The sequence below is a fragment of the Pantoea sp. BJFS-204 genome (assembly GCF_049310725.1).
GTDB lineage: Bacteria > Pseudomonadota > Gammaproteobacteria > Enterobacterales > Enterobacteriaceae > Pantoea > Pantoea agglomerans.
On record NZ_JBMOWE010000001.1, the window covers coordinates 1,007,735 to 1,025,270 of the forward strand.

Genomic DNA, 17,536 nt, shown 5'->3' on the forward strand with positions numbered 1-17,536 from the left:
ACTCCTTGTGGTTTTTAACGCAGCGGAATTTCCCGCAAGGTTAGATCAACCGGCCAGCAAAAGCGAACGCTGGCGCCGCCCAGTGGACTGGACTCAATGGTCACATTGCCGCTCAGCGCCTGGGCAATAGAGTGAACAATCGCAAGTCCCAGTCCGCAGCCGCCTGTAGCGCGATCGCGGCTGGGGTCCAGCCGGACAAAGGGTTCGAAAACCCGCTCACGCTCTTCAGGCGGAATACCGGGACCGTCATCTTCAACCTGCAGACACCCTATCGGACCGTCGAACCACAAACTGACGCGCAGCCGCTGTTGCGCATAACGCAGCGCATTGTTGACCAGGTTATCCAGTACCCGCTCCATCAGGCGGGTATCAGAAATGCCGATGTTTTCACGCTGCGGCAGCTCAAGGTCGAGCCGCACGTCGGGATTGATAGTGCGGAAATCGTCAAGCCTCTCGCGCAGCCAGTTGGCCAAATCCAGTGTTTTCAGATTGAGATCGACGCGCGGCCGGTCAAGACGCGCATAGGTCAGCAGCTCCTCAATCAGGCTTTCGAGCTGGCCGATATCGCGATTCAGCGCCACCCGTTCGCCATCCGTGAGGTTGTCGCTCATCTCCAGCCGGTAACGCAGGCGCACCAGCGGTGTGCGCAGCTCATGCGCAATACCGTCTATTAGCTGCTTCTTACTGGCAACCAGCGTATTGATGTTCTCGGCCATCTGGTTAAAGGCGATGCCAAGCCGGAACAGGCTGGAGGTGCTGTCGAAATGGGTGCGCACGTCCAGCTCGCCACGGCCAAAGCGCTGAGCCGCTTTTTCCAGTCGCTGCATCTCCTGCCAGTGGGGGCGCAGCCAGATAAACACCGGCAGCGCCAGTGACATCCCTATAAAGATCAGCAGGGCAATATCCAGCAGTCGCATCTGATGCAGATAGAAGAGATAGGGAATCGGCCCTACTGACAATACGTAGTGGCTGCGCGGAATGTGCTGCAAAAAGGTGTATTGATCGTCGAGCGCCACGATCTCTCCGGCGCGCAACCGACGCATGTTGCCTTCATCAAGCTGATATTTGTTCATCGGCTCGATGTGCAGATCGAACGACAGGCCGAGATCGAGACTCTTGATGGTTTTATTCCAGTCACGCGGCGGGATCTCGCGCAGTTCGCTGCGGATCAGGTAGAGCGAACTGGCCATCAGGTCATTCATTGACTGGCGGCCCGCACGTTCAGCGGTGAACTTGTAGACCAGCCCCACCAGCAGGGCCATCACCAGAAAGCAGACAAACAGCAGCAGATAAAACTGAATAAAAAGCTTTCTCATAGTCCGCGGGTATCCCAGGCCTGGGGCGCAAACAGATAGCCTTTGTTACGAATGGTTTTAATGCGGAACGGCTCGGTGGCGCTGTCGTGCAGCTTTTTGCGCAACCGGGAGATGGCCACGTCGATGCTGCGGTCAAGGCCGTCATAGCTGACCCCGCGCAACGTTTTCAGCAGCGCATCACGGTTAAGCGTCTGGCCCGCATGGCTGGCGAGTACCCACAGCAGATCGAAATCTGCGGTGGAAAGGGCAATCTGCTCGTCAAACAGCGTGACCTGGCGGTTCAGCGCATCGATGGTCAGCGAGCCAAAACGCAGCATACGGTTGGCGGCGGGTGCGCTGGGCGCATCGTCCGGCTGTCCCTGCTGCGACTGACGCAGATGAAGGCGCAGGCGGGCCAGCAGTACCGCCGGCGGCGTGGTTTTCAGAATGTAATCCTGCGCACCCATCTCCAGGGCCAGAATATGGTTCATGTCGCTGTCCAGTGAGGTGAGCAGCACGATCGGCCCCTGCCAGTTGGCCCGCAGGTCACGGCAGATAGTCATGCCATCTTTGCCTGGCAACATGATATCCAGCATCACCAGATCGGGCTGCTGTTCGGCAATGACCGCTTCAGCACGGTCGCCGCGCATCTCGACAATCACCTCAATATCATGACGACCCAGATAGGCCGCAATCAGTGAGCCCACTTCGGGTTCATCTTCTACATAAACAATTTTGTTCATAGTTCACAAAGCAGAGACAGGGATGGACGGAAGCATATCTTTTCCTGGTCCTGAGCTCTACGTTACCGCACGAAATATCCGTGGCTTGCTGGTATATAACCGGCAAAATGTGCAATCATTAGCGCGGCCTTTTTGCGCCAGGTTTGGGATATTGATGATTATCATGAGGAGCGTTAGTGTGTCTGATAAAGAGCTGGCATCAGCCATATACCCCGACCGCATCTGCTTCAATTACAGTGACTTTCTCTCCGCTTCCTGCAAAAAGCGCTGGAGCTTCGTCGATGCTATTTATGGTGTGATGCCGATATTTGGCATGGTGACACGTAAATCGGCACACCGCTTACAGGGCAGTGACGACCCGTTAAAAGAATTAGCATTACAAATCATTTCTACTCAGGTCAGCGACGAAATTAATATCGCACGCCTGATTACCCTTGCGGAACAACAGCAGATTAGTCGCTTCGATATTCAGCTTCCTTATCCGCTTTCGGCGGAGCAGCTGGACGCGATCCATCATGAATATTCCAGGCCGCTGAATCTGACACAGCAGGATGACCTGCTGTGTGTCTCAATACCTGTGCAGTCACACTGAGAACCTCTCCCATCAGGCTCTGAACCTGGGCAGTGCTCACCATCCTCACGTACTGTCTGTACGCCTGGTTGCTCCGCGCTGGCCGGGTTCGCACTGCCTGCAACCATTACGCCTGCCGGGCCAGGCGCTAAGTCGTCAGCTGCCACACGGCGGGCAGCGTCGCGGCAATCAGCAATCCCATTGCAATCCGCTCCAGCGAAGTCAGCGCAAACTCTGCGCGGCCACCGCGTCGTGCAAACAGAAACAGCAGCAGGCCCGGTGTATAGAGCACCACAGACATCATCAGGTGCAATGGCCCCGAGGCGTAAAGCAGCCAGATGCCATACAGGCTGGCACCGATACCGGTCGCCATCGCCAGCGGTTTATGCTGTCCGCGTACCACTTTGATCAGATATAACCCCACCAGCAGATAGGGCACCAGAATCATCTCAGAGGCGATGGTCAGCAGGTTGTTGTAGTTCGCACCGGTCAGGGCAATCAGGATCAGGCAGAGCTGAATACTGCCGTTGGTCAGCCACAGTGAGGCGGCTGGCGCGTTATGGCGGTTTTGCCGGGCGATACTGCGTGGAAATGCACCCTGTTGCGCGGCAATCAGCGGCACTTCAGCGGCCATAATCGTCCAGCTCAGATAGGCACCGCACACCGAGATAACCAGACCCACCGCAATCACCGCATCGCCCCAGTTGCCCATCAGTCGGATCATCAATCCCGCCATGGAGGGGTTACGCATCTGAGCCAGTTCAGCACGTGGAACCACGCCAAGCGACAGCAGTGTCACCAGCAGATAGACCAGCAACGCTGCCAGCACGGCGAATAATGTAGCCCGGCCCACATCTTTTTTCTGGCGCGCGCGTGCAGAGACCACCACCGCCCCCTCGACGCCGATAAAGACCCACAGGGTAATCAGCATGGTCTGTTTGACCTGCTCCCATAGCGGTTGCCCTAGCGTGACGCCGGAAAAATCAAAGCGGAAGCGATCATAGTTGAACGCCATCACCGCCAGCACAATAAACAGCAGCAGCGGCACCAGCTTGCCGAGCGTCGCCATCAGATTAATGCTGGCAGCGGTCTGCACGCCGCGCAGCACCAGCCAGTGAACCAGCCACAGCAGCACGGATGCACCCAGCATCGCCTGCCAGGTGTTGCCATCGCCAAAGATAATCCGGTCCGGCGTATCGGTGAAGAAGCTCAGGGCAGAGAAGACAATCACCAGATAGGAGACGTTGGCGATCACGGCGCACAGCCAGTAGCCCCACGCGGAGCAGAAGCCCATCAGCTCGCCGAAACCGGCACGGGCATAGGTAAAGATGCCGCCATCCAGCTCGGGTTTAAGGCGGGTCAGCAGCAGCATCGCCAGCGACAGAAAGATGATGCCGACGCCGGTAATCAGCCAGCCCAGCAGCAGCGCCGCCGGACCGGCCACTGCAGCCATATTTTGCGGCAGACTGAACACGCCTGCGCCCAGCATAGAGCTGAGCACCAGCGCCGTCAGCGCACCGAGACCTAATTTTTTCTCCAAAACAACCTTCCCGCTAGCATATATGGCTGGGTAAATCGGATTCTGTCACTGGGTTATGTCACACCAAAGGCACAATACAGGGACAATATCCGGTAAAACAGGCGGAGGATTTTACGGAGTGTGGCAGGGGATGGCAATGCGTGACTATGCAAAACAGCGCAGGAATTATGCAAACAGCAGGGCGGCAGGCGCCGCCCTGAGAAGGATTACTTAAACAGGTCAGCCGTGACGGTCAGGTTACCGCCACTCTGGTTCTGCCACTGACGGGTAACGTGGTAGAACTTGGCACCTTTATCCGCCGCACGCTTCGCCACTTCTTCTGAAATCTCAGTTGGCGTACCGAAGTGACCGGTGAAGGTTACGGTATCGAACGGCTGCATCTGAGCAGCAGTAATGGCATTCACTTCCTGCACCGATTTGCCGTTTGGCAGATTAACGGTATAGCGCTTGCCGGTAGAGCTTTGGGTTTCGAAGAAACGGCCCACTTTGTTGCTTGGCGTTTCAGACGAGGCCACGCCTGGAATCTCTACGTTAGCCGCCGCAGCGCCACCGGTTGCCAGTGCGGCTTTACCCGCTTCTGAATCGGCAGGAATCGCATTTGGTGTCTGCACCGCGCGCTCTTTAGCATCCGCTTTATAGACATAGGCGGTGACATACTGATTGCCGCCGCTGTTGGCATCGATCTGGCGAACGATAAAGAAGGAGGCTGCGCCTTTCTGTTTTGCGGCTTTCGAAATTGCGTCGTTTACATCCGGCTGGCTGGCAAAGAAGCCGCTGACCGAAACGGTATCGAAGGGTTCGAGTTTATACGCTTCTGCTTTTGGCAGTTCGTTTACGCCGTTGAAACGACGGTAGGTCGTTGACTCTGTGGCTGCCGGGGCATCGGCTTTATAGAGGTCAGCCGTAACGCGCCAGTTACCGCTGTTACCGTTGCTGTCGTTGATCGCCTGGATGTAATAAGAGGCCGCGCCCATCTGATCTGCACGCTTAGATACCGCATCGGCAGCGTCGCCAATTGCGTTGAAACGGCCGGTAATATTAATACGTTCGAATGGCTTCAACGCGGCCGCTTTTTCTGGCGTAAGTTCCTGCGCAGCGAATGCGTTGGCTGCCAGCAGGGACAACAGAGTGGTCGCCAGAATAGTGTTCTTCAGCTTCATAAAAATAATCCTTCGCCTTACGCAAAAATGAGTACGAAAACGTGCTGGACTCTTGATGTATAACAGAATAGCCGCTGATTATTGCATGTTATAAACAGACTGTCGCAGCGATTTTTTGTGTCAGATCGCGTTATTCAACCATGATTTTTTCATTTGTTTGTCATCAAACGCAGTTATGGCCAGTTTTAGTGACAGTTACCACTAAAAGCGGTAACTGTTAGCGATAAAATAGTTAATGCATTGTTAAATAAAGGTTTTTGTTGTTGGTTAATTCGTGCGGGTACAATTATCTCTGGCAGATTATCTGCCTGTGAGACTATTTTGCAGTGGGATAACGCAGGTTTCTTAACCGAACACTGCATAATTGGGTGAATGTCATCACTCTGCGTAGTCGCTGTAGATCGCTCGTCACATTTTCAGTAGCTTATAAACACTTTGAAATACCTGCGTTTCGTCCAAAAGCGGCTGAAATCGCGTTTCAGTCGCGCTCTCGTGGTGCAGGTTCGGGCCATCATCCTTTAACCGATGAAAGGAAACACTATGTTAATTGGAATACCCAAGGAAAGGTTGCCAAACGAGTCGCGCGTGGCCGCCACGCCTAAGACCGTGGAACAACTCATCAAGCTGGGTTTCAGCGTCACCCTTGAGCATGACGCCGGTAAACGCGCCAGCTTCGATGATGAAAGCTATATCGCAGCCGGTGCCACACTCAGCGACAGAGAGCAGGTCTGGCAGTCCGATATCGTGCTGAAGGTGAATGCGCCGGATGACGAAGAGATTGCGCTGACGCGTGCGGGCAGCACGCTGGTCAGTTTTATCTGGCCCGCACAGAATCCCGAACTGCTGTCAAAACTGGCCGCACGTCAGGTCACGGTAATGGCAATGGATTCAGTGCCGCGTATCTCACGGGCGCAGTCGCTGGATGCCCTGAGCTCTATGGCGAACATTGCCGGTTATCGCGCCATTGTCGAAGCCGCCCATGAATTTGGTCGCTTCTTTACCGGTCAGATCACGGCAGCCGGTAAAGTGCCACCGGCAAAAGTGATGGTAATCGGAGCCGGCGTTGCCGGGCTGGCCGCGATTGGCGCAGCGGGCAGTCTGGGTGCGATTGTCCGGGCATTTGATACCCGTCCCGAAGTCAAAGAGCAGGTGCAGAGTATGGGCGCCGAATTCCTTGAGCTCGACTTTGAAGAGGAAGCGGGTAGCGGCGACGGCTATGCCAAGGTCATGTCCGAGGCTTTTATCAAAGCTGAGATGGCACTGTTTGCCAGTCAGGCCAGAGACGTGGACATCATTGTCACCACGGCGCTGATCCCAGGCAAACCGGCTCCGAAACTGATCACCGAAGAGATGGTCGCCAGCATGAAGCCGGGCAGCGTCATTGTTGATCTGGCGGCGCAGACCGGCGGCAACTGTGCGCTGACCGTCGCTGACCAGGTTACCGTCACGCCGAATGGCGTGAAAATCATCGGTTACACCGATCTGCCTAGCCGTCTGGCGACACAATCCTCCCAGCTCTACGGCACCAATCTGGTCAATCTGATCAAGCTGCTGTGTAAAGAGAAAAATGGCGAAATCCAGGTCGATTTCGAAGATGTGGTGGTGCGTGGCGTCACCGTGGTACGCGATGGCGAAGTGACCTGGCCAGCCCCGCCGATTCAGGTCTCCGCCGCGCCACAGGCTGCCGCTGCCGCCGCGAAGCCGTCAGAAAAGATTGAGGCGAAGCCCGTTTCACCGTGGCGTAAATATCTGCTGATCGCCCTGGCTATTGTGCTGTTTGGCTGCCTGGCAAACGTGGCACCGGCCGACTTCCTCTCCCATTTTACCGTGTTCGCGCTCGCCTGCGTGGTGGGGTATTACGTGGTCTGGAACGTCAGTCATGCGCTGCATACACCGCTGATGTCCGTAACCAATGCCATTTCCGGCATCATTGTTATCGGTGCGGTCTTGCAGATGGGCCACGGTGGCTGGGTCACCTTTATCTCCTTTATTGCCGTGCTGATTGCCAGCATCAATATCTTTGGTGGCTTCACCGTCACCCAGCGCATGCTGAAAATGTTTCGTAAGGGGTAACACATGTCTGGCGGATTAGTCACTGCAGCCTATATTGTGGCTGCGATTCTGTTCATCTGTAGCCTTGCTGGTCTTTCGCGTCATGAGACCTCTAAGCGGGGTAATATTTTCGGTATCAGCGGTATGGCGATTGCGCTGATTGCCACCATATTTGGCCCGGACAGCGGTAATGTGGTCTGGATCCTGCTGGCGATGGTCATCGGCGGCGCTATCGGCATTCGTCTGGCGAAGAAAGTCGAAATGACGGAAATGCCAGAGCTGGTGGCGATTCTGCACAGCTTTGTTGGCCTGGCCGCAGTGCTGGTGGGCATCAACAGCTATATCGACCATGCGCCTGGCCTGCCAGCGGTGATGGAGAATATCCATCTCAGCGAAGTGTTTATCGGTATCTTTATCGGTGCCGTCACCTTCACCGGCTCGCTGGTGGCGTTTGGCAAACTGTGCGGCAAAATCTCTTCACGGCCGTTAGCGTTACCGCATCGTCACAAGCTGAATCTGCTGGCGCTGGTGGTTTCGTTCCTGCTGCTGCTGTGGTTTGTTAACACCAGCAGCACGGCTGTGCAGGTGTTTGCACTCTTGCTGATGACGGTCATTGCGCTGGCGTTTGGCTGGCATCTGGTCGCGTCGATTGGCGGCGCGGATATGCCGGTCGTGGTCTCGATGCTTAACTCCTATTCAGGCTGGGCCGCCGCCGCCGCTGGTTTCATGTTGAGCAACGATCTGCTGATTGTGACCGGTGCGCTGGTGGGGTCATCCGGTGCGATCCTCTCCTACATCATGTGCAAAGCGATGAACCGTTCGTTTATCAGCGTGATCGCGGGCGGCTTTGGTACTGAAGCCAGCAGTGGCGATGAAAGTCAGGAAGCGGGGGAGCATCGTGAGATTACGGCTGAAGAGACCGCTGAAATGCTCAAGGCTTCCAGCTCGGTGATTATCACACCAGGCTACGGCATGGCGGTAGCGCAGGCGCAGTATCCGGTCGCGGAAATGACTGCCCGACTGCGTGCGCTTGGCATCAAAGTGCGCTTCGGTATCCATCCGGTGGCGGGGCGTCTGCCGGGTCACATGAACGTGCTGCTGGCAGAGGCGAAAGTGCCTTATGACGTGGTGCTGGAGATGGATGAGATCAACGACGATTTCAGTGACACCGACACGGTGCTGGTCATCGGCGCTAACGACACGGTCAACCCGGCGGCACAGGATGATCCCCGCAGTCCGATTGCGGGCATGCCGGTGCTGGAAGTGTGGAAGGCGCACAACGTGATAGTGTTCAAACGCTCAATGAACACCGGCTATGCCGGGGTGCAGAATCCGCTGTTCTTCAAAGAGAATAGCCAGATGCTGTTTGGCGATGCCAAAGCCAGCGTGGAAGCGATTCTTAAAGCACTGTAATTAAAAAGGGCGGCTAATCAGCCGCCCTCTCTGTTTCTGAGGAGGATTAATCCTCCTCATCCTCTTCATCATCCAGGTCAATCGGCGATTTGAAATCGTCCGGCTTAAGCGCCAGCAGATCGCAACGCAGATGATCAATCACCTGTTCCGCCGTATTACCGAGGAATGCCGCCGACAGGCCGGTGCGTCCAATCGTTCCCAGCACCACCACACCGGCTCCCAGATGCGCCGCCAGATCGGGGATGACCTCTTCCGGCAGGCCTTTAGCCACATGGGTGAACTCTTCACCAATCGAGAACTTCTGCCGTAGCGCTTTCATTGCCACCAGATGCTGACCACGGATCGCGTCGTTATAGACGCTGGGATCAAAATCGGGCAGTTCGATAGCAATATTGATAGGGGTAATCGGGTAGGCGCCGACCAGATGCACTTCGGTCTGATTCACCTTTTCCGCCAGGATCACCGTTTCACGAATCAGCTTCTGATTCAGGCCATCGTGATGCGGCTCTTCGCTGGCTAGATTGACCGCGACAATCGCTTTACCGCCTTCCGGCCACGGCTGATCTTTGACCATCCACACCGGACACGGGCATTTCCGCAGCAGGTGCCAGTCGGTTGGAGTGAAAATCACTGACTCAAGGCGATCGTGCTGATGCGCCATCTTCAGCACCAGGTCATGCTGATGGGCGAGCACTTCCTGAATAATGGCTTCGTAGGGACGGTTGTGCCAGATCACTTTAATGTCAATTTCTACACCGGCATCAAGGTAAGCGCGGGCCTGCTCGCGGATCCATTCGGTACGCTGGCTGATCACGCCCTGGCGCATCGACGCGCGCTCATCCGGCGAAAGCAGGGTGGTCATCTCATATGAGAAGTCATAGATAGGCAGGAAGGCTTTAATTCTTCCGCCAAGACGTTGATTCAGATAGACCGCACGTCGCAGCGCGGGCTGATCGTCTTGCTGGGCATCAATGGCGACCAGAACATTTTGGTACTGGGACATGAGGCGTTCTCCTTAAACCAGAGCGACTGGAATAAAGATAGCTTATGTTGCACAGCGGAAGAAGTGAAAAAGTTACTGCCGGATCAACAAAATAAGATTTATTGATCCGGCTGAGGATCAGGCGGCCTGGTGGCTCTGACCGGCGAGCTCTTCCAGCAGGGCATGGTTTTCAATCGTGATGTACTTGCCTTTCACCGCCAGCATACCGGACTTCTGAAAACGCCCCAGCAGGCGGCTGATGGTTTCAACCGTCAGGCCCAGGTAATTACCGATATCGCCACGCGTCATGGTGAGGCGGAATTCGCGCTGTGAAAAGCCGCGCTGGCCAAAACGACGGGAAAGGTTCCAGATAAACGCCGCCAGGCGCTCTTCAGCATTTTTCTTTGACAGCAGCAGGATCATGTCCTGATCGCCTTTGATTTCACCGCTCATCAGACGCATCATCTGCTGACGCAGGGCCGGCATTTTGCCCGACAAATCATCAAGCGTTTCAAAAGGGATCTCACACACCATGGCCGTTTCCAGCGCCTGCGCAAAGCTGGGATGGCTGGAGCCCATAATCGCGTCAAAGCCGACTAAATCGCCCGCCAGATGGAAACCGGTGATCTGCTCATCACCCTGTTCAGTGATGGTGTAGCTTTTAATGGTGCCGGAGCGAATCGCATACAGAGACTTGAGTTCATCGCCTGCTTTGAAAAGCGTTTGCCCTTTCTGAATGGGTTTTTTACGCTCAATGATATTGTCGAGCTGATCCAGCTCATGTTCATTTAGCGTAAAGGGGATGCAGAGCTGACTGATGCTGCAATCCTGGCAGTGAATGGCACAACCGCCCGACTGAATACGACGAATGCTGCGTTTTTCAGGGATCATAATGGTTTGCTCGACGATTATTGACTGGGGTCAATTTTAACATTTTTTGTGCTGAAGGGAACTCATCCGAGCAGTTTTACACTTACAAATATTATGGACTAAGCACACAACGACAAACGCTGATGTGACGGGCTTCTCAGAATCCCGACAGGGCCGACTGTCAAGAAAACTTTCCGCTTATGTGATCTGTCACACGCTTCTGCACTGGCAGTGACTTTCGAAAAAGTGGGGTGGGCCGGTGATTCCAGCTTTTGCTACGCTAACGGGTAAAGCGTGATTTGCACATTCCATCAATTTTAACCAGGTGTGAGAAAACCATGAACCTTGATGATAATGATCTCTTTCGGGATGCCATGGGCGATGTCACGCCGTTAAAAGACACCACCACAACCTTGTGGCTCAAAGCACCCTCAACGAAGGCGCCACGAAAACCGCCAGGTGAATCTGAGCTGGAGAATTTCCTGACCCGGGGCGATCTGGAGATCGTTCCACTCAATACCCCGCTGGAATATAAAGCCGACGGCATTCAGCAGGGGATTCTGGATAAACTGCGCAGAGGAGAGTATCAGCTGGATGCCAGCCTCAATCTGTTGCGGCAACCGGTCGAAACCTGTCGTCAGGCGCTCTTTAACTTTATGATGCAGGCGCACAAACAGGGATTGCGCAATCTGCTGATCATCCACGGTAAAGGTCGTGATGATGAATCGCATGCCAACATTGTGCGCAGCTATCTGGCGCGCTGGCTAAAGCAGTTTGATGACGTACAGACCTTTTGCGTGGCCCAGACCCGGCATGGCGGGGCCGGGGCGCTTTATGTCGGATTGCGCAAAACCGATAAAGCCCGGCTTGAAAACCGCGAGCGGCATGCGAAACGCAGCCGCTAACTGTGAAACTTACGGATGGTGGACATCAGCACTTCAGCACTCAGGCTCAGTTCTGCGCCGGTGCGGGTAATGATGCCCACCGGTTCGCCCGGCCCGGAAGAGGCGATCGGCAGCGCACAAACCGCGTTGTGGCTCAGATCCTCTTTAATCGCCCCGGAAGGGACGAACCAGATGTAGTCGTAGCGAAGAGCCAGCTGGCGTGCCAGTGAAGTCGAAGAGGTCTCAATGCAGTGAGGCGGAAGGGTGCAGCCCTGTTCATCCAGCATCTGCTGGGCAATCCGGCGCGGAGCGGTGCCCTCGGGCGATATCACCACCGGCCACTGCATAGCACGCGAAAGCGTGACGTTGTCACTTAAAAGCGGGTGTTCCGGCCTGACCACCAGCTTGAGCGATTCCAGAAATAGCAATTCATAGGTCAGCCCGGTCATCATGGCGCTGTCCGCCATCCGGCCAATGCCGATGTCGAACTCACCGCCGCGCAAGCCCGCCAGCAGCACATTATTGTGAAGTGTCGCCACCTGAATGGTGGTGTTGGGCTGCAATTGATGAAAACGATCCAGGATACGTGGCAGCATCCCCATCGCGGCAGTGGTCAATGCCCCCAGCCGGATAATCACCGGCGCATCGCCCGGCTGCTCATTAAAACTCTGTCCGGCATGGTTTAGCGCGTCGAGTACCCGTACCGCATGGGTCAGAAACTGCTCTCCCATGGTGGTCAGCTGCGCGCCCAGCCGGCCACGTTCAAACAGACGAACGCCAGTCAGCTCCTCCAGCTCATTCAGGGTCTTGGAGAGGGCAGGCTGGCTGAGGCTAAGCGTCTCTGCCGCCCGGCCCAGTGTGCCTTGCTGCGCAACCGCAACAAAGGTATGTAGATGGCGCAAGCGAATGCGCTGATTGAAAAGGATATTTTTTTCCATATCCTAAACTTAATGAGAATGACCGGCTTCAGGCAACTGTTTAAAATGAATTCTGTTAACTTTGCTGCAAATTTATTTTAACAAACGAGTCGAAATGACCGCGTTACCCTTTAACTCTCTGATTAAAAAGCGCTCAGCCGGGTATGCCGCTGAAATACGCCATCCTCTGACTACGGTATATCAATAACTTAACAGCTTAAAGTTGAATAATTCTCAATATCATATAAAAATCTGACCGCTTAAGGTTAACGATCGGCTATCATTAGCGCCGTTTTTTTTACTTAAACTGATGTCAGATTTCGTTACTCCAGAGGAGTGTTCATTGACCAGCGTCGAGGCGGTAGATGTCCGCCAGCTTATCAACCAGCAGGGGCTGAGCCACTGGCAAAAGCGGCTCATTGCGCTCTGTTTTATCGTGGTGGCACTCGATGGCATGGACATTGCGATCATGGGATTTATTGCGCCGACACTGAAAGCCGCGTGGGGGGTGAGTAATCATCAGCTCGGGGTCGTCATCAGCGCAGCGTTAATCGGGCTGGCGCTGGGTGCCATGGTGGCAGGGCCGCTGGCTGACCGTTATGGCCGTCGCATGATGATTATCCTCAGCGTCTTCTTTTTCGGTCTCTGGACGCTGGCAACGGCGCTGTCACAAAACATTGAGCAGATGATGCTGTTCCGTTTCCTGACCGGGCTGGGACTGGGTGCGGCGATGCCCAACGTCGGCACGCTGGTGGCGGAATATGCACCTGAGCGGCGGCGGGCTTTTATCATCACGGTGGTGTTCTGCGGCTTTACCTTTGGTGCCGCCAGCGGGGGATTTGCTGCCTCCTGGCTGCTACCGCGCTATGACTGGCACTCCGTGCTGCTGCTGGGCGGTATTCTGCCGCTGCTGGTGTTGCCATTACTGATCCGCGGCCTGCCGGAGTCGGTGCGATTTCTTATCAGCCGTGGCGCACCGGCTGCCCGCATTCACGCCATCCTCGACCGGATGATGCCGGGCAAAACCGCGCCCGACTGTGCGTTTCACGCGCCTGAGGCCACCGTGCCGGTGAGCGGCGCGATAGGCACCGTACTTTCACGCCGCTATCTGTTTGGCAGCACTATGCTGTGGGGCGGCTACTTTATGGGGCTGTTCATGGTTTACCTGATTGGCAGCTGGCTGCCGTCGCTGGTCAACACCCTGGGCATGTCAGTGACCGAAGCGGCGATTATCACCGCGATGTATCAGGCGGGCGGGACGCTGGGCTCCCTGTTTGCGGGCTGGATGATGGATCGCTTCAACGCTAACCTGGCCCTGGCGGCGATCTACGGCTGCGGCGGGCTGTTTATTGTGGCACTGGGCTTTTCACCCGCGGAAGTGGGTATGATGAGTGCGATCGCCTTTTGCAGTGGCTTCTGTTTCAACGGGGCCAATACTGGTATGAATGCCTTATCCGCCAGCTATTATCCTACCCACGCCCGCGCTACCGGTTCCAGCTGGATGCATGGAGTGGGCCGCATCGGCGCGATTTTAAGCGCCTTCGTTGGCGCAGAGATGATGTCTCTTGGATGGTCTTTCAGCGTAATCTTTCTGCTGCTGGCAATACCGGCTGTGATCACTACCCTGATGCTGCTGTTAAAAAACCGCTACGGCTTTAAGCCGATCACAGATTCGTGATTTTTTCCGCTGAGGCCAGCGTGTTGCATTACATTAGCAGCAACGCTAACGGTGTCAGGTGGATAAGATGGACAACTTTCTCAGTGCGGATCTCATCCGCACCCGTTTCTCTCAGGCGATGTCAGCTATGTATCAGCAGGAAGTGCCGCAATATGGCACGCTGATGCAACTGGTGGCGACCGTCAACGACCGCGCGCTGGAAGCGGATATCGCGCTGAAAGATCGTCTCACCGCAGCCGATGAGATCGACCGACTCAACCTGGAGCGTCACGGTGCGATCCGTGTGGGCACGGCAGACGAATTAGCCACACTGCGGCAGCTGTTTGCGGTGATGGGAATGCACCCGGTTGGCTATTACGATCTCTCTCAGGCTGGTGTGCCGGTTCACTCCACGGCGTTCCGGCCGGTCACCGATGCGGCGTTGCGCCGCAATCCCTTTCGGGTCTTTACCTCGCTGTTACGCCCTGAACTGATCGACGACCACGCGCTGCGTGAAAAGGCGTCGGAGATTCTTGCCGCGCGCGACATTTTCACCCCCCGTTGCCGGGCGCTTCTGGAACTGCATCAGCAGCAGGGCGGATTAACCGACGAGCAGGCCACTGAGTTTGTTACCGAAGCACTGGAAACCTTCCGCTGGCATGCCCACAGCAGCGTGGACAGTCAGACCTATCAGGCGCTGAACCAGCAGCATCGGCTGATCGCTGACGTGGTCTGCTTTCCCGGCTGTCACATCAACCATCTCACGCCGCGCACGCTCGATATTGACCGCGTACAGCAACTGATGCCATCGCGCGGTATCGATCCGAAAACCCTGATCGAGGGACCACCGCGTCGTCAGGTACCGATCCTGTTACGTCAGACCAGCTTTAAAGCGCTGGAAGAGCCGATCATCTTTCAGGATGGGCATCAGGGAACCCATACAGCACGCTTCGGTGAAATTGAGCAGCGCGGCGTGGCGCTGACGCCCCAGGGCCGTGCGCTCTACGATCGACTGCTCAGCGAGGCGGGCAGCGGTCAGGATAATCAGCAGCATCAGCAACATCTGGCGGCGATTTTCCGTGACTTCCCCGACGACGAAACCACGCTGCGCCAGCAGGAGCTGGCCTGGTTCCATTATCGCCTGAGTGAAAAGGGCATCGCGACGCCGCCGGCTCAGGGTGAATCGCTGGAGACCCTCATCGAAGAAGGTCGTGTGCTGGCAGACCCTATCATCTACGAAGATTTTCTGCCCGTCAGCGCGGCGGGCATTTTCCAGTCCAACCTCGGCGATCGGGCGCAGGTTCGTTCGGCGGGACAGGCGAGCCGCCAGGCATTTGAAGCCGCGCTGGGCGCTGTCGTGCTGGATGAGATGACGTTATACGAAGAGCGCCAGCAGCGCTCGCTGGCACAGTGTGGCTTACGGCCAGACTGACGCCTCTGCAGGCAACAGGCGCGTTGCCCGCAACGCTTTCTCCGCACCCGCCCTGCTAAGGCCAGTGGACCTGAAGTGGGGCAACGCGGGTAATATGCTGACAGGACTGGGGAAAAACAACGCTTTACCGCTCAGCGCAGGTTTACCCGCGTGAGTATCTTAATCTATTAGCAGACTGACTGATTAACAGCCGCACAACCGCACGTGATAACAGAGCAACGACGCGCCACTCCGGCGCTGGCAGCGTCATTGACCAATTGCGAAAAGATAAACAACGTTGAATCATAACCGTAACTGACTCTCTGAACCTGTTGATGAGCATGTTCACGCCTGCCCCTCACGCTTCGGCATATTCTGCAAATCCCTTCCGTACCTGGACAATGCTGGCGGGCCTGCAAATAATGGAGGGACGTTTGAACAGGGAAACAGGAATGAAAAACGAAACAGGTCTGAGGATCATGACTGCTGAGGGGGAGTTGCGTGGATGCATGGACGATGACCTTTTCGTATTCAAAGGCATACCTTATGCGGCGGCACCGCTTGGCGCACTGCGCTGGCGTCCGCCACAGCCGGTTACGCCCTGGCAGCAGGTGCGCGACGCCACCGCGTTTGGGGCTTCCGGCTGGCAAAATCGCACTTACTGCCAGGCCGTGGGCGGTGGCGATCCGGGTGAGTTCAGCGAAGACTGCCTCTACCTTAATGTCTGGACGCCCGATGTCGCGCCCGTGAAACCCCTGCCGGTGATGGTATGGCTGCACGGTGGTGGCTACACCATTGGTGCTGGCGGGCTGGCACCTTACAACGGCAAGCCGATGGCTTCACGCGGCGCGGTGGTGGTGACGCTCAACTACCGGCTCGGCCATCTCGGTTTCTTCTCTCATCCGGCCCTGGATGCTGAATACCCTGTTGCCAGCACGGTCAACAATTTTGGCCTGCTGGATCAGATTGCCGCACTGCAGTGGGTGCAGCGCAACATTCCTGCCTTTGGCGGCGACCGCCGCAATGTGACACTTTTCGGTGAATCCTCAGGCGCACGCAGCGTGCTGTCACTCTGCTGTTCGCCACTGGCCGAAGGGCTGTTTCATAAAGGGATTGTGCAGAGCGCCTACAGCCTGCCTGATACGCCGCTGAAAAAAGCGCGTCAGCAGGGTATGGCGGTGGCCCGCCATTTCGGTCTGCCGCCCGATGCCAGCGCTGATGACCTGCGCGCACTGCCTGCCGATGCCTTCTGGTCGCTGGAAGGGCCGCTGGCGATCCCGCCGGTGCCGATAGCGGGTGACGCTGTCCTGCCTGAGCCGATGCTGAAAACCTTTATGGCTGCAAAACAGCACCGTCTGCCGCTGATGGCGGGCAGCAACAGCGATGAAGCCAGCGTGCTGGAATATTTTGGCGTGGATGCCACCGCAGTGTTGCATCAGCTACGCGATAAAAATCGTCTCACTTACCGGACGCTGAAATGGATGTATGACATTCATGACGATCAGCGGCTGGGACGTGCCGTGGCGCGCGATATGGCATTCAGTCTGGTGCCGTGGCTGGTGATGCGGGCGCAGCACAATGCCGGAATGCCAGGCTGGCGCTACTGGTTTGATTATGTCTCTGAACATGCCCGTGACCTCTATCCGCACGGCACCTGGCACGGCAACGAAGTGCCTTATGTGCTGAACACGCTGAGTCAGAGGCCGGATCCCAACGAAGAACGACCCTTCAGTGAGGCCGATCGGGCATTTGCGGCACGGGTCAGCGAGTACTGGTTTACCTTTGCCCGTGATGCTACGGAATATAAGCATCAGCTGGAGGGGGAAGTTGTGTGGCCAGCCTGGCACCCGGGCTCTGACGTGACAATGTCACTTGGTGATGATCGGAAGAGCGGGCTGGTTCTGAAGCGGAACTTTATGCGCGCCCGTATGCGGCTTTTCCGGCTATTAATGACTCGTATGGTCAGGCTTTAAACGGCAGCTCATGGTTAGCCTGCTAACCATCAAATTGCGCGAATGGAATTACTCTGCTTTTTAAAGGT

General features: G+C 56.0%; 14 protein-coding genes. 7 read left to right on the forward strand and 7 right to left on the reverse strand.

Annotation, left to right across the window (positions count from 1 at the left end; genetic code table 11):
- Positions 1 to 14 precede the first annotated feature (14 nt).
- Positions 15 to 1,316, reverse strand: a complete 1,302-nt coding sequence (rstB, locus tag ACO6VX_RS04580; RefSeq protein WP_010244663.1) for a two-component system sensor histidine kinase RstB — start codon at positions 1,314 to 1,316, stop codon at positions 15 to 17.
- The gene (gene rstA, locus ACO6VX_RS04585; RefSeq protein ID WP_010244666.1) at positions 1,313 to 2,038 is read right to left on the reverse strand and encodes a two-component system response regulator RstA; all 726 of its coding nucleotides are present in this window, start codon (positions 2,036 to 2,038) and stop codon (positions 1,313 to 1,315) included. Before rstA ends, rstB begins: the two co-directional genes overlap by 4 nt.
- 178 nt (positions 2,039 to 2,216) lie before the next feature.
- On the opposite strand from rstA, the gene ACO6VX_RS04590 reads away from it, so the two are divergent.
- On the forward strand, positions 2,217 to 2,630 hold the full coding sequence (locus tag ACO6VX_RS04590) for a hypothetical protein (protein ID WP_010244668.1): 414 nt from the start codon (positions 2,217 to 2,219) through the stop codon (positions 2,628 to 2,630).
- A gap of 127 nt (positions 2,631 to 2,757) precedes the next feature.
- Here ACO6VX_RS04590 and ACO6VX_RS04595 read toward each other — a convergent pair whose 3' ends face one another.
- On the reverse strand, positions 2,758 to 4,149 hold the full coding sequence (locus ACO6VX_RS04595; protein ID WP_010670208.1) for a basic amino acid/polyamine antiporter: 1,392 nt from the start codon (positions 4,147 to 4,149) through the stop codon (positions 2,758 to 2,760).
- 206 nt (positions 4,150 to 4,355) lie between these two features.
- Positions 4,356 to 5,309: a DUF1471 family protein YdgH gene (ydgH, locus tag ACO6VX_RS04600; protein WP_010244673.1), complete on the reverse strand. Its 954-nt coding sequence runs from the start codon at positions 5,307 to 5,309 to the stop codon at positions 4,356 to 4,358.
- A 540-nt stretch (positions 5,310 to 5,849) separates the two neighbouring features.
- On the opposite strand from ydgH, the gene pntA reads away from it, so the two are divergent.
- Both pntA and pntB read left to right on the forward strand, forming a co-directional pair.
- A complete protein-coding gene (pntA, locus tag ACO6VX_RS04605; protein ID WP_010670207.1) occupies positions 5,850 to 7,382 on the forward strand; it encodes a Re/Si-specific NAD(P)(+) transhydrogenase subunit alpha in 1,533 nt (510 codons plus the stop codon).
- Between the two features lie 3 nt (positions 7,383 to 7,385).
- Positions 7,386 to 8,774, forward strand: a complete 1,389-nt coding sequence (pntB, locus tag ACO6VX_RS04610; RefSeq protein WP_010670206.1) for a Re/Si-specific NAD(P)(+) transhydrogenase subunit beta — start codon at positions 7,386 to 7,388, stop codon at positions 8,772 to 8,774.
- Positions 8,775 to 8,820: 46 nt separating this feature from the next.
- Here pntB and uspE read toward each other — a convergent pair whose 3' ends face one another.
- Both uspE and ACO6VX_RS04620 read right to left on the reverse strand, forming a co-directional pair.
- Positions 8,821 to 9,777, reverse strand: coding sequence for a universal stress protein UspE (gene uspE / locus ACO6VX_RS04615; RefSeq protein ID WP_010244683.1), 957 nt, complete (start codon positions 9,775 to 9,777; stop codon positions 8,821 to 8,823).
- A 117-nt stretch (positions 9,778 to 9,894) separates the two neighbouring features.
- The gene (locus ACO6VX_RS04620; RefSeq protein ID WP_010244686.1) at positions 9,895 to 10,647 is read right to left on the reverse strand and encodes an FNR family transcription factor; all 753 of its coding nucleotides are present in this window, start codon (positions 10,645 to 10,647) and stop codon (positions 9,895 to 9,897) included.
- Between the two features lie 317 nt (positions 10,648 to 10,964).
- On the opposite strand from ACO6VX_RS04620, the gene smrA reads away from it, so the two are divergent.
- Positions 10,965 to 11,531 carry a DNA endonuclease SmrA gene (gene smrA, locus ACO6VX_RS04625; protein ID WP_010244689.1) on the forward strand — a complete coding sequence of 189 codons (567 nt, stop codon included), beginning with the start codon at positions 10,965 to 10,967 and terminating at the stop codon, positions 11,529 to 11,531.
- On the opposite strand, the gene ACO6VX_RS04630 is transcribed toward smrA, so the two are convergent.
- Positions 11,528 to 12,448 (reverse strand): LysR substrate-binding domain-containing protein, encoded by a 921-nt coding sequence (locus ACO6VX_RS04630; protein WP_010670205.1) that lies wholly within the window; start codon positions 12,446 to 12,448, stop codon positions 11,528 to 11,530. The two genes, smrA and ACO6VX_RS04630, sit on opposite strands and share 4 nt — an antisense overlap.
- A 322-nt stretch (positions 12,449 to 12,770) precedes the next feature.
- On the opposite strand from ACO6VX_RS04630, the gene ACO6VX_RS04635 reads away from it, so the two are divergent.
- From ACO6VX_RS04635 to ACO6VX_RS04645, 3 genes are all read left to right on the forward strand, one after another.
- Positions 12,771 to 14,105, forward strand: a complete 1,335-nt coding sequence (locus tag ACO6VX_RS04635; RefSeq protein ID WP_010244695.1) for an MFS transporter — start codon at positions 12,771 to 12,773, stop codon at positions 14,103 to 14,105.
- A 67-nt stretch (positions 14,106 to 14,172) separates the two neighbouring features.
- The gene (gene hglS, locus ACO6VX_RS04640; protein ID WP_158131671.1) at positions 14,173 to 15,516 is read left to right on the forward strand and encodes a 2-oxoadipate dioxygenase/decarboxylase HglS; all 1,344 of its coding nucleotides are present in this window, start codon (positions 14,173 to 14,175) and stop codon (positions 15,514 to 15,516) included.
- Between the two features lie 431 nt (positions 15,517 to 15,947).
- A complete protein-coding gene (locus tag ACO6VX_RS04645; RefSeq protein ID WP_422457778.1) occupies positions 15,948 to 17,468 on the forward strand; it encodes a carboxylesterase/lipase family protein in 1,521 nt (506 codons plus the stop codon).
- Positions 17,469 to 17,536 lie beyond the last annotated feature (68 nt).